Annotated in this window: 11 protein-coding genes; all 11 read left to right on the forward strand. The window is 66.3% G+C overall.

What is annotated here, in order from left to right:
• The 11 genes from dnaA (at window position 1) to AB3X07_RS00055 (ending at window position 12421) form a co-directional block, all read left to right on the forward strand.
• A complete protein-coding gene (gene dnaA, locus AB3X07_RS00005; protein ID WP_369941606.1) occupies window positions 1-1341 on the forward strand; it encodes a chromosomal replication initiator protein DnaA in 1341 nt (446 codons plus the stop codon).
• Between the two features lie 287 nt (window positions 1342-1628).
• Entirely contained in the window at window positions 1629-2729 is a 1101-nt protein-coding gene (dnaN, locus tag AB3X07_RS00010) for a DNA polymerase III subunit beta (protein ID WP_369941608.1), read from the forward strand.
• A gap of 313 nt (window positions 2730-3042) precedes the next feature.
• The gene (recF, locus tag AB3X07_RS00015; protein ID WP_369941610.1) at window positions 3043-4143 is read left to right on the forward strand and encodes a DNA replication/repair protein RecF; all 1101 of its coding nucleotides are present in this window, start codon (window positions 3043-3045) and stop codon (window positions 4141-4143) included.
• A 112-nt stretch (window positions 4144-4255) separates the two neighbouring features.
• Window positions 4256-6718 carry a DNA topoisomerase (ATP-hydrolyzing) subunit B gene (gyrB, locus tag AB3X07_RS00020; protein WP_369941612.1) on the forward strand — a complete coding sequence of 821 codons (2463 nt, stop codon included), beginning with the start codon at window positions 4256-4258 and terminating at the stop codon, window positions 6716-6718.
• A gap of 76 nt (window positions 6719-6794) precedes the next feature.
• Complete coding sequence (locus tag AB3X07_RS00025; protein ID WP_369941614.1) at window positions 6795-7640, forward strand: CPBP family intramembrane glutamic endopeptidase; 846 nt, start codon at window positions 6795-6797, stop codon at window positions 7638-7640.
• A 65-nt stretch (window positions 7641-7705) separates the two neighbouring features.
• Entirely contained in the window at window positions 7706-8512 is an 807-nt protein-coding gene (locus AB3X07_RS00030; RefSeq protein WP_369941616.1) for a M48 family metallopeptidase, read from the forward strand.
• A gap of 159 nt (window positions 8513-8671) precedes the next feature.
• Entirely contained in the window at window positions 8672-9865 is a 1194-nt protein-coding gene (locus AB3X07_RS00035; RefSeq protein WP_369941617.1) for a heme biosynthesis protein HemY, read from the forward strand.
• A gap of 148 nt (window positions 9866-10013) precedes the next feature.
• Window positions 10014-10685: an energy transducer TonB gene (locus AB3X07_RS00040; RefSeq protein ID WP_369941618.1), complete on the forward strand. Its 672-nt coding sequence runs from the start codon at window positions 10014-10016 to the stop codon at window positions 10683-10685.
• A 93-nt stretch (window positions 10686-10778) separates the two neighbouring features.
• Window positions 10779-11537, forward strand: a complete 759-nt coding sequence (exbB, locus tag AB3X07_RS00045; protein ID WP_369941620.1) for a TonB-system energizer ExbB — start codon at window positions 10779-10781, stop codon at window positions 11535-11537.
• Window positions 11538-11579: 42 nt separating this feature from the next.
• Window positions 11580-12005: an ExbD/TolR family protein gene (locus tag AB3X07_RS00050; protein ID WP_369941622.1), complete on the forward strand. Its 426-nt coding sequence runs from the start codon at window positions 11580-11582 to the stop codon at window positions 12003-12005.
• Window positions 12006-12007: 2 nt separating this feature from the next.
• A complete protein-coding gene (locus AB3X07_RS00055; RefSeq protein ID WP_369941624.1) occupies window positions 12008-12421 on the forward strand; it encodes an ExbD/TolR family protein in 414 nt (137 codons plus the stop codon).
• Window positions 12422-12459 lie beyond the last annotated feature (38 nt).

Here is a 12459-nt window from a genome sequence, read left to right on the forward strand (position 1 = left end):
ATGGATGCTTGGCCCCGCTGCCTGGAACGTCTGGAAGCTGAATTTCCAGCCGAAGACGTTCACACCTGGTTGAAACCGCTGCAAGCCGAACAGCGCCATGACAACAGCATGGTCCTGTACGCCCCGAACGCCTTCATCGTCGAACAGGTGCGCGAGCGCTACCTGGCGCGGATCCGCGAACTGCTGACCTACTTCGCCGGCAACGGCGAGGTCGCGCTGCAGGTCGGCTCGCGCCCGCGCGCGCCCGAACCGGTGGCGCCGGCCGCCACCGACGCGGCCGCGGCGCGCACGCCGCCGGCGCCGCTGCTGGAACCGTTCGCCGGCAACCTCGATGCGCACTACACCTTCGCCAACTTCGTGGAGGGCCGCAGCAACCAGCTCGGCCTGGCCGCGGCCACGCAGGCCGCGCAGAAGCCCGGCGACCGCGCGCACAACCCGCTGCTGCTGTACGGCAGCACCGGCCTGGGCAAGACCCACCTGATGTTCGCCGCCGGCAACGCGATGCGCGAGCAGAACCCGAACGCGCGGGTGATGTACCTGCGTTCGGAACAGTTCTTCAGCGCGATGATCCGCGCGCTGCAGGACAAGACCATGGACCAGTTCAAGCGCCAGTTCCAGCAGGTGGACGCGCTGCTGATCGACGACATCCAGTTCTTCGCCGGCAAGGACCGCACCCAGGAGGAGTTCTTCCACACCTTCAACGCGCTGTTCGACGGCCGCCAGCAGATCATCCTGACCTGCGACCGCTACCCGCGCGAGGTCGAGGGCCTGGAGCCGCGGCTGAAGTCGCGCCTGGCCTGGGGCCTGTCGGTGGCGATCGATCCGCCGGATTTCGAGACCCGCGCGGCGATCGTGCTGGCCAAGGCACGCGAGCGCGGCGCCGAGATCCCGGACGACGTGGCGTTCCTGATCGCCAAGAAGATGCGCTCGAACGTGCGCGACCTGGAAGGCGCCCTCAACACGCTGGCCGCGCGCGCCAACTTCACCGGCCGCGCGATCACCACCGAGTTCGCCCAGGAGACCCTGCGCGACCTGCTGCGCGCGCAGCAGCAGGCGATCGGCATTCCCAACATCCAGAAGACCGTGGCCGACTACTACGGCCTGCAGATCAAGGATCTGCTGTCCAAGCGGCGCACGCGCTCGCTGGCGCGGCCGCGGCAGGTGGCGATGGCGCTGACCAAGGAACTGACCGAGCACAGCCTGCCGGAGATCGGCGATGCGTTCGCCGGGCGCGACCACACCACCGTGTTGCACGCCTGCCGCCAGATCAAGCACCTGATGGAGACCGACGGCAAGCTGCGCGAAGACTGGGACAAGCTGATCCGCAAGCTGAGCGAGTAGGGCGGAAGGGCGGCGCGGGGCACCGTCCGGCGCCGCGTGATAAATCGGTGCATGACTTCGCGACAAATCCGGGAGAAACTGTGGATAAAGCGCGACGCGGCAACCGCGGCAAAACTATCCACAGGTTTCCCCACCCTTCCAGGGGCAGTAATACAGGGGATTGAAGGGGAGAAAATCCCTTTTAATACAGATAGTTGAGCCATGTTTACACCGAAATTCGCTCTACCATCACCACCAAGCTTTTGATTTATTCCATATCTTTTTAAAGCATAGGGGCACGGAACCACATGCGTTTCACACTGCAGCGCGAAGCCTTCCTCAAGCCGTTGGCGCAAGTCGTCAATGTGGTCGAACGCCGCCAGACCTTGCCGGTTCTGGCCAACTTCCTAGTCCAGGTCCACGGCGGGCAACTGTCGCTGACCGGTACCGACCTGGAAGTGGAGATGGTGTCGCGCATCGCGGTCGATGACGCAGAGGACGGCGAAACCACGATTCCGGCGCGCAAGCTGTTCGAGATCATTCGCGCGCTGCCCGACGGCAGCAAGATCACCGTCTCGCAGAGCGGCGACAAGATCACCGTGCAGGCCGGGCGTAGCCGCTTCACCCTGGCCACCCTGCCCGCCAACGACTTCCCGTCGGTCGACGAGGTCGAGGCCACCGAACGCGTCGCCGTGCCCGAGGCCGCGCTGAAGGAACTGATCGAGCGCACCGCGTTCGCGATGGCGCAGCAGGACGTGCGCTACTACCTCAACGGCCTGCTGTTCGACCTGCGCGACCAGACCCTGCGCTGCGTGGCCACCGACGGCCACCGCCTGGCGCTGTGCGAGACCGAACTGGAGAACGCCGGCGGCGCCAAGCGGCAGATCATCGTGCCGCGCAAGGGCGTGACCGAGCTGCAGCGCCTGCTGGAAGGCGGCGATCGCGAGGTGGAACTGGAAGTCGGCCGCAGCCACGTGCGGGTCAAGCGCGACGATGTCACCTTCACGTCCAAGCTGATCGACGGCCGTTTCCCGGATTACGAGGCGGTGATCCCGATCGGCGCCGATCGCGAGGTCAAGCTGGATCGCGAAGCCCTGCGTGCCGCGCTGCAGCGCGCGGCGATCCTGTCCAACGAGAAGTACCGCGGCGTGCGCGTCGAAGTCTCGCCGGGCCAGTTGAAGATCAGCGCGCACAATCCGGAGCAGGAAGAAGCGCAGGAAGAGATCGAGGCGGACACCAAGGTCAGCGACCTGGCCATCGGCTTCAACGTGAACTACCTGCTCGACGCCCTGTCGGCGCTGCGCGAGGAGTTCATCGTGATCCAGCTGCGCGACGCCAACTCCTCCGCCCTGGTGCGCGAGGCCAGCAGCGCCCGCTCGCGCCACGTGGTGATGCCGCTGCGTCTCTGACCGGTCGAGCCATCGTGTTCCACGTGGAACACGGCATGAAAGCCCGGCGCAAGCCGGGCTTTTTGTTTCCTGGACGCAGCGCCGTCCGTAGGAGCGGCTTCAGCCGCGACAGACGCCATCTACTTCGCGTAAATCCCAAGACGGCAGGGGGCGATGCCCCGCTTGGATCAGTTGGGTATCGCCAGCTTCCGATCTCCCGCTACCCGCTGTGCTGCCCACAGGACGTTCGCAACGGCTTTGGGTATGCTGCCGCCCTATCCCCACGAACGATCCGCGTGCGCCCGGTGCGAGCGCCCTCGCCTCCGATCTCCACATGCACGTTTCCCGTCTCGACTTCCACCACCTGCGCCGGTTCGCGACGCTCGAACTTGCGCCAGCGCCCGGGTTGAACCTGATCACCGGCGACAACGGCGCCGGCAAGACCACCATCCTCGAGGCCCTGCACCTGATGGCCTACGGTCGCAGCTTCCGTGGACGGGTCCGCGACGGCCTGGTCAGCCAGGGCCAGGAGGCGCTGGACGTCTTCGTCGAATGGCAGGAGCAGTCCAGTCCCCTAGGCACCGAGCGCCGACGCCGTGCCGGCCTGCGGCACAGCGGCCAGGACTGGCGCGGGCGCCTCGACGGCCAGGATGTCGCCCATCTGGGCACCTTGTGCGCGGCGCTGGCGGTGGTGACCTTCGAGCCGGGCAGCCACATCCTGGTCAGCGGCGGTGGCGAACCGCGCCGCCGCTTCGTCGATTGGGGCTTGTTCCACGTGGAACCAGACTTCCTGTCGCTGTGGCGGCGGTATGCACGAGCGCTCAAGCAGCGCAATGCTCTCCTGAAGAGTGGTGGGAACGGCGCCGCGCTGGATGCCTGGGACCACGAACTGGCCGAGTCCGGCGAGCCGCTGACCTCGCGCCGCCAGGAGTACTTGGACCGCCTGCTACAGCGCCTGCTCGCCCTTGCGCCTGATCTGGCACCCGCACTGGGCATTGCGCATCTGCAGTTTTCTCCCGGTTGGCGCCGGCAGGAGGTCTCGCTGGCCGACGCGCTGCTGCTCAACCGCGAGCGCGACCGCCTGCTCGGCTACACCTCCGCCGGCCCGCATCGCGCCGACTGGGGCCTGAGCTTCGCCGAGATTCCCGGCCGCGACGCGCTCTCGCGCGGTCAGGCCAAGCTCACCGCCCTGGCCTGCCTGCTGGCGCAGGCCGAGGACTATGCGGAGCAGCGTGGCGAGTGGCCGGTGATCGCCCTGGATGATCTGGCCTCGGAGCTGGATCGGCATCATCAAGGTCGCGTGCTGCGGCGCCTGCGATCCGGTCCGGCCCAGGTCTTCGTCACCGCCACCGAAACGCCGCAGGCACTGGCCGATGCCGACCTGCCGATCACGCGGTTCCACGTGGAACACGGTCGTCTCCTGGCCCAGGGCTAGCCCGCCACGGGTCCCCTGCCCGGGGCTGCTATAATTTGCGCCAATCCCCTATCCAGCGGCGCGAACCGGCCCCGGCCTGTCTTCGCCGCCTCGTGGAGCCTACGGCACCCGCATGACCGACGAACAGAACACCCCGCCCAACAACGGCAACTACGACGCCAACAGCATCACCGCCCTGGAAGGCCTGGAGGCGGTCCGCAAGCGGCCCGGCATGTACATCGGCGACGTCCATGACGGCACCGGTCTGCATCACATGGTGTTCGAGGTCGTCGACAACTCGATCGACGAGGCGCTGGCCGGCCATGCCGACCATGTCGCGGTGACGATCCACGCCGACGGCTCGGTGTCGGTGTCCGACAACGGCCGCGGCATCCCGGTCGGCAAGCACGCGCAGATGAGCGCCAAGCTCGGCCGCGAGGTCTCGGCCGCCGAGGTGGTGATGACCGTGCTGCACGCCGGCGGCAAGTTCGACGACAACAGCTACAAGGTCTCCGGCGGCCTGCATGGCGTGGGCGTCAGCGTGGTCAACGCGCTGTCGGAGAAGCTGCTGCTGGACGTGTTCCAGGGCGGCTTCCACTACCAGCAGGAATTCAGCGACGGCGCGGCCGTGGCCCCGCTCAAGCAGGTGGGCGAGACCAGCAAGCGCGGGACCACGGTGCGTTTCTGGCCGTCGGTGGTGGCCTTCCACAACAACGTGGAATTCCACTACGACATCCTGGCGCGTCGCCTGCGCGAGCTGTCCTTCCTCAACTCCGGGGTCAAGATCGTGCTCGCCGACGAGCGCGGCGAAGGCCGCCGCGACGACTTCCACTACGAAGGCGGTATCCGCAGCTTCGTCGAGCACCTGGCGCAGTTGAAGACCCCGCTGCACCCGAACGTGATCTCCGTCACCGGCGAGCACAACGGCATCACCGTGGACGTGGCGCTGCAGTGGACCGACTCCTACCAGGAGACGATGTACTGCTTCACCAACAACATCCCGCAGAAGGACGGCGGTACGCACCTGGCCGGCTTCCGCGGCGCGCTGACCCGGGTGCTGAACACCTACATCGAGCAGAACGGCATCGCCAAGCAGGCCAAGATAAACCTGACCGGCGACGACATGCGCGAAGGCATGATCGCGGTGCTGTCGGTGAAGGTGCCGGACCCGAGCTTCTCCAGCCAGACCAAGGAAAAGCTGGTCAGCTCCGACGTGCGTCCGGCGGTGGAGAACGCCTTCGGCGCGCGCCTGGAGGAGTTCCTGCAGGAGAACCCCAACGAGGCCAAGGCCATCGCCGGCAAGATCGTCGACGCCGCGCGCGCCCGCGAGGCGGCGCGCAAGGCGCGCGACCTGACCCGCCGCAAGGGCGCGCTGGACATCGCCGGCCTGCCCGGCAAGCTGGCCGACTGCCAGGAAAAGGATCCGGCGCTGTCGGAACTGTTCATCGTCGAGGGCGACTCGGCCGGCGGCTCGGCCAAGCAGGGCCGCAACCGCAAGAACCAGGCGGTGCTGCCGTTGCGCGGCAAGATCCTCAACGTGGAACGCGCGCGTTTCGACCGCATGCTGGCCTCCGACCAGGTCGGCACGCTGATCACCGCGCTGGGGACCGGCATCGGCCGCGACGAGTACAACCCGGACAAGCTGCGCTACCACCGCATCATCATCATGACCGACGCCGACGTCGACGGCGCGCACATCCGCACCCTGCTGCTGACCTTCTTCTACCGGCAGATGCCGGAGCTGATCGAGCGCGGTTACATCTACATCGGCCTGCCGCCGCTGTACCGGCTCAAGCAGGGCAAGCAGGAGCTGTACCTGAAGGACGACAACGCGCTCAACGCCTACCTGGCCAACAGCGCGGTCGAAGGCGCCGCGCTGGTTCCGGCGAGCGGCGAGCCGCCGATCACCGGTGCGGCGCTGGAAAAGCTGCTGCTGCTGTTCGCCGGCGCCAACGATGCGGTGGCGCGCAATGCGCATCGCTACGATCCGGCGCTGCTGACCGCGCTGATCGACCTGCCGCCGCTGGACGTGGCGCAATTGGAGGCCGAGGGCGATCGCCATCCGAGCCTGGAGGCGCTGCAGGCCGTGCTCAACCGCGGCAGCCTGGGCACCGCGCGCTACGAACTGCAGTTCGAGCCGGGCAGCGAGCAGAAACCGGCCATGTTGAAGGTCGTTCGCCGCCATATGGGCGAAGAACTGATCAGTTGGGTGCCGATGGCCGCCTTCGAGAGCGGCGAACTGCGTCCGCTGCGCGAGGTTGCGCTGGCCCTGCACGGGCTGGTGCGCGAGGGCGCGCAGATCGCGCGCGGCAACAAGACCCAGGGCATCGCCAGCTTCGCCCAAGCGCATGCCTGGCTGTTCGAGGAAGCCAAGAAGGGCCGGCAGATCCAGCGCTTCAAGGGCCTGGGCGAAATGAACGCCGAGCAGTTGTGGGAGACCACGGTCAACCCGGATACGCGCCGCCTGCTGCAGGTGCGCATCGAGGACGCGGTGGCCGCCGACCAGATCTTCAGCACCTTGATGGGCGACGTGGTCGAACCGCGCCGCGACTTCATCGAGGAGAACGCGCTGAAGGTCGCCAACCTCGACATCTGACCGCGGCGGTGCCGTGTGCGGCCGGTGCCCGAACGGCGCCGGCCTTTCCTTCCGCCCGTTGCTGACCAGGACCGCGATGACCGCGCTGCCGTCGCCCACCCCGCCCTCGCTTCCCCGTCCCGCGGCGCCGACCGGCTGGCCCAAGCCGGTGCTCGGCTTCGTCATCGACGTGCTGTTCGCCGCGGTCGTGCTGTTCGGCGTCAGCGTCGTGTGCGGCGTGGCGTGGGGCGTGCTGCGCGGGTTCCAGGTCGGCATGGAGCTGCGCGCGCAGGGCATTCCCAGCGACCGCATCGCCTCCACCGTCGCCGCGCATCTCGGTCAGCCCGGCGTGCTGGCGCAGTTGCTGATCGCGCTGTTCAGCACCCTGTCGGCGGCGTTGTTGCTGTACTTCCTGCGCCGCCCGGCCGATGCCGCCGAGCGCCGCGCGTCCTGGCGGGCGGCGCGGGTGCCGTCGACCTGGGGCTGGGTGCTGCTGGTGGCGGTGTCGGTGTTCGTGGGCAGCAGCCTGCTGTCCAATCTCGGCGCCCAAGTGGGAATCAAGCCGGTCCCGACCAATCTGCCGCTGATGCGCGACGCGATGGCGCAGATGCCGCTGTTCCTGATCGTGTTCGCGGTGCTGATCGCGCCGGCTTACGAGGAACTGCTGTTCCGGCGCGTGCTGTTCCGGCGCCTGTGGGATGCCGGCTGGCCACGGCTGGGCATGGCGCTCAGCGGCTTCGCGTTCGCGCTGGTGCACGAACTGCCCGGCACCACCGGCAACGGCGTGGCCGAAACCCTGCAGTTGTGGCTGATCTACGGCGGCATGGGCGCGGCATTCGCGTGGCTGTACAAGCGCACCGGCACGCTGTGGGCGCCGATCGCCGCCCACGGCCTGAACAATGCCGTCGCCGTCGCGGGCCTGTACTGGCTCGGTACTTCCTGAGGCCGTTTGACGAAAAGTTAAGCCGCTCCCCAGCACACTGCGACACGTGTCATAGGGGGAACGATATGAAAAACGCTGTACTTGGCGCCTCGATCGCGCTGCTGCTGGCTGCCTGCGCGACCACCACGTCGCCGACCGGGCGTACGCAGGTGGTGGGTGGCGTCTCGCAACAGGAGCTCGATCAGCTGGGCGTGCAGGCCTTCGCCGAAGCCAAGGCCAAGGAACCGATCGACCGCGATCCCAAGCGCAATGCCTATGTGCGTTGCGTGGTCGATGCACTGGTCGGACAGCTGCCCGCGCAATGGCGCGGCACCGCCTGGGAAACCGCGGTGTTCGACGACAAGGAACCCAACGCGTTCGCGCTGCCCGGCGGCAAGGTCGGCGTCAACAGCGGCATCTTCAGCGTGGCCAAGAACCAGGATCAGTTGGCGGCGGTGCTCGGTCACGAGATCGGCCACGTGATCTCGCGCCATCACGAAGAACGCATCACCCGCCAGATCGGCGCCCAGACCGGCCTCAGCGTGCTGGGCGCGTTGGCCGGCGCGCGCTACGGCAGCGCCGCCGCCGACACGGTGGGCCAGGTCGGCGGCATGACCGCGCAGGCCGCCTTCCTGCTGCCGGGGTCGCGCACCCAGGAAAGCGAGGCCGACGTGGTCGGCCAGCGGCTCATGGCGCAGGCCGGCTTCGATCCGGCGCAGGCGGTGGACCTGTGGAAGAACATGATGGCCGCTGGCGGCCAGCGCCAGCCGCAATGGCTGTCCACCCATCCCGATCCCAGCGCCCGCATCGGCGAGTTGCAGCGCGACGTCGCCGCGCTCGAGCCGGTGTACACGCAGGCACGCAGCGCGGGACGCACGCCCAAGTGCGGCTGAGCGCCTCGCCGGCTGGAGCGGATGCGGGGGGCGCTGGCAATGCCAATGCATCCCAAAAACGTTTTCACGGCGTACAGGTTTCTGTTAGTTTTGCGGGCTCGGCCTTGGCCGGCCACTCCGTCTTCCGTGCCGCTCCGGGCGGTTCCACCGAGGTGATCCATGAAATTCCGTAATCGCAAGCACGCGCTGTTGTCCCTGCTGATCACCGCTGCCCTCGGCGGCGCGGTGGTGGCCGATGCCGTGGCGCAGAACGACCGCACCGAGCAGCGTTCCTCGCGCAAGTCGAAGAACGAGAAGGCCACGGTGATGTTCCCCAACGCCACCCGCCAGGAGCCGACCGGCAAGCCCTCGTCCAAGCTCGGCAGCAAGCTGCAGAAGTTGATCGACACCTACAACAAGGGCGAGGACTACGCCGGCGTGCGCAGCCAGGCCGACGAGATCCTGGCCAACAGCGCGGCCAACGAATACGACAAGTCCATCGCCGCGCAGCTGGCCGCGCAGGCCGCCTACAACCTCGACGACAGCGCCGCCGCCAAGCAGTACCTGCAGCAGGCGATCCAGCTCAATGGCCTGGACAACAACGGCCACTACCAGTCGATGCTGATGCTGGCGCAGTTGCAGTTGCAGGACGACCAGACCGCCGAAGGCCTGGCGACGCTGGACAAGTTCCTGGCCGAAACCAAGTCGACCCGTCCGGAAGACCTGATCCTCAAGGGCCAGGCGCTGTACCAGACCGAGCGCTACCAGGAAGCGATCCCGGTGCTGAAGCAGGCCATCGCGGCCTCGCCGGAGCCCAAGGACAGCTGGAACCAGTTGCTGATGGCGTCCTACGCCGAAGCCGGCCAGACCGGCGAAGCGGTCAAGGCCGCCGAGGCGCTGGCGGCCAAGTCGCCCAACGACAAGAAGGCCCAGCTCAACCTGGCCAACATGTACATGCAGGCCGACCAGATGGACAAGGCCGCTGGGGTGATGGACAAGCTGCGCGCCTCCGGCCAGTTGACCGACGAGAAGGAGTACAAGCAGCTGTACTCGATCTACGCCAACACCGATGGCCACGAAAAGGACGTCATCGCGGTCATCAACGAAGGCATGCAGAAGGGCATCCTCAAGCCCGACTACCAGACCTACCTGGCCCTGGCGCAGTCCTACTACTACAGCGACCAGCTGCCGCAGGCGATCGAGAACTGGCAGAAGGCCGCGCCGATGTCCAAGGACGGCGAGACCTATCTGAACCTGGCCAAGGTGCTGCACCAGGAAGGCCGCATCCCGGAAGCCAAGCAGGCGGCGCAGCAGGCGCTGGCCAAGGGCGTCAAGAAGCCGGAAGACGCCAAGAAGATCGTCAATCTGAAGTAAGCCGCAAAAAAAGCCCCCGAAAACCAGTGCTTAAAGTAGTGCAGGTCGCAGGGATTGGTATAAGCTTGGAGGTTCCTGCGGTGTGACACCGCGTGAACTGGGATTCAGATTCTGCGAATCCCGACCCCCCTAAACGAGTCATTGGCGCATGACGGAACAACTGGTCATCAATCGGCATTACAGAGATGAAGCCACCGGCCTCAGCTGGGCGCGCATCATCGGTATTGCCTTCGTAATCGCACTGCATCTGGCAGCGCTGATGTTGCTGCTGATCCCCGCGGTTGCGCCGAAGGCGGCAGTGGAGAAGGAACGCAACATCGTCGTGACCCTGGTCGACGTGCCGCCGCCGCCACCGCCGCCGCCGCCGCCGCCGCCGAAGCCGCCGGAAACGCCGCCGCCGCCGGTGAAGAACCTGGCCCCGCCGAAGCCGACCCCGACCCCGCCGCCGCCGGAAGCGCCGCCGATCGACGTGCCGGAACCGCGTCCGAGCGACATCGCCACGCCGCCGACGCCGCCTGCGCCGCCTGCACAGGCGACCGACATCGGCGCCAGCGTGGATATTTCGTCGAAGAACATGAACCCGCCCAAGTACCCGCCGTCCGCATTCCGGTCGGGCGCGCAGGGCGAGGTGATCCTGATCATCGACGTCGATGCAAACGGTAACGTCACCAACGTTTCCGTCGAGAAATCCAGCCGCAACCGCGACCTGGACCGCGCCGCGATGGATGCAGCGCGCAAGTGGCGGTTCAATGCCGCTGTCGTCAATGGACAGAAGACTGCCGGCCGCGTCCGCGTCCCGGTCAACTTCGCGCTGAACTGATGCAAAGGCGGCAGGCCGGCGCACCCGCCGGCCTGCAGGGCCTGTCTACTCTTTGCACCACCCTCATCACCACACACAACAAAGGTACGCGTCATGCTGCAGGAAATTTTCATCGCCGCCGCGGGGGGCAACAACGCATCTGCCCTGTCGCAGATGGGCTTCGAGCACCTGATCACCGAGATGACCTCCAAGCCGGGTGACTTCGCCGTCTCCTGGGTGGTGCTTCTCACCCTCGTCATCATGTCGGCGGCCTCCTGGTACTGGACCGTCATCAACATTTTCCGCGCCACCCGTCTGAAGGGACAGGCCGACCGCGTCACCAGCCTGTTCTGGGATACGCCGAACGCGCAGGACGCCATCCGTGCGATGGAAGAGCAGCCGGCCTCCGAGCCGTTCTCGAAGATCGCCCTGGACGCCGCGCAGGCCGCTGCGCACCACCAGCGCGCCGAAGCCGGCACCGGCGCTGGCCTGGGCGAGACCCTGAGCCGTTCGGAGTTCGTCGACCGCGCCCTGCGTCAGGCCGTGACCCGCGAAAGCACCAAGCTGCAGTCGGGCATGACCCTGCTGGCCACCGTCGGTGCGACCGCGCCGTTCGTCGGTCTGCTGGGTACGGTGTGGGGTATCTACGGCGCGCTGATCAAGATCGGTGCCAGCGGCAACGCCGGTATCGAAGCGGTGGCCGGCCCGGTCGGTGAAGCGCTGATCATGACCGCGATCGGTCTGTTCGTCGCGATCCCGGCCGTGTTCGCCTTCAACTTCTTCAGCAAGGTCAACAGCTCGGTGATCGCCAAGTTCGACACCTTCGCCCACGACCTGCACGACTTCTTCGCCACTGGTTCGCGCGTTCGCTGATCCGCGGTCGAGTAGTCCACGCAACGATTAACGGAGCCCGTTATGGCTTTCAGTAGTGGTAACAGCAACGGTCCCATGGCCGACATCAACGTGACGCCCCTCGTGGACGTCATGTTGGTCTTGCTGATCATCTTCATCATCACCACACCGCTGATGCAGCAGAAGATCAAGGTCGAGCTTCCCCGTGCGAATCTGAACGAAAACCCAGAGCAGCAGAAGCCGAGGCTCAACCCCATCACGGTCGCCGTGAAGGAGGATGGGACGATTTTCTGGAACGATGAAAAAGTCAGCAAGGAGACGCTGGAGTCCAGATTTTCTACCGCTGCACAGCAAAGCCCGCAGCCGCCGCTCAACCTGCGCGGCGATCGCACCACGAAAATGCGTACCATCAACGAGATCACGAAGATCGCGCAGTCCCAAGGTATGCTGGACGTAGGCTTCGTTGCGACAAAAGATAAGGGCCAATAACCATGGCATTTTCTAGTGGTGGTGGTAAGGGCCCGATGGCCGACATCAATGTCACGCCGCTCGTCGACGTGATGCTGGTGCTGTTGATCATCTTTCTTGTCACGGCGCCGATCATGACCTACCCGATCGACGTCGACCTGCCGCAGCGAGTCATCAACCCGCCGCCGCAGCTGCGTGAGCCGCCGCCGCCGATCGATCTGCGCATCGACGCGTCGAACCAGATCTTCTGGAACAACAGCCCGGTGGCAGTGACGGCGCTCCCGCAGATGATGGAAAACGAAGTACAGCGCGATCCGACCAACCAGCCGGAACTGCGCATCGATGCCAATCCGGATGCCGAGTACGAAGTGATGGCCAAGGTGCTGGCCGCCGCCAAGAACTCGGACATGAAAAAGATCGGCTTCGTGCAGCAATAAGTTTCACCGCAACACCTCAGTCATGACGCGACTGCAAC

It is taken from the genome of Xanthomonas sp. DAR 35659 (assembly GCF_041242975.1).
Classification (GTDB): Bacteria; Pseudomonadota; Gammaproteobacteria; order Xanthomonadales; family Xanthomonadaceae; genus Xanthomonas_A; species Xanthomonas_A medicagonis.

Excerpts from the sequence above, each read along its gene's own strand:
- gyrB (WP_369941612.1), top strand. The coding sequence starts at position 4,256 with ATGACCGACGAACAGAACACCCCGCCCAACAACGGCAACTACGACGCC.
- AB3X07_RS00025 (WP_369941614.1), top strand. The coding sequence starts at position 6,795 with ATGACCGCGCTGCCGTCGCCCACCCCGCCCTCGCTTCCCCGTCCCGCG.
- AB3X07_RS00055 (WP_369941624.1), top strand. The coding sequence starts at position 12,008 with ATGGCATTTTCTAGTGGTGGTGGTAAGGGCCCGATGGCCGACATCAAT.
- dnaA (WP_369941606.1), top strand. The coding sequence starts at position 1 with ATGGATGCTTGGCCCCGCTGCCTGGAACGTCTGGAAGCTGAATTTCCA.
- AB3X07_RS00030 (WP_369941616.1), top strand. The coding sequence starts at position 7,706 with ATGAAAAACGCTGTACTTGGCGCCTCGATCGCGCTGCTGCTGGCTGCC.
- AB3X07_RS00035 (WP_369941617.1), top strand. The coding sequence starts at position 8,672 with ATGAAATTCCGTAATCGCAAGCACGCGCTGTTGTCCCTGCTGATCACC.
- AB3X07_RS00050 (WP_369941622.1), top strand. The coding sequence starts at position 11,580 with ATGGCTTTCAGTAGTGGTAACAGCAACGGTCCCATGGCCGACATCAAC.
- exbB (WP_369941620.1), top strand. The coding sequence starts at position 10,779 with ATGCTGCAGGAAATTTTCATCGCCGCCGCGGGGGGCAACAACGCATCT.
- AB3X07_RS00040 (WP_369941618.1), top strand. The coding sequence starts at position 10,014 with ATGACGGAACAACTGGTCATCAATCGGCATTACAGAGATGAAGCCACC.
- recF (WP_369941610.1), top strand. The coding sequence starts at position 3,043 with ATGCACGTTTCCCGTCTCGACTTCCACCACCTGCGCCGGTTCGCGACG.
- dnaN (WP_369941608.1), top strand. The coding sequence starts at position 1,629 with ATGCGTTTCACACTGCAGCGCGAAGCCTTCCTCAAGCCGTTGGCGCAA.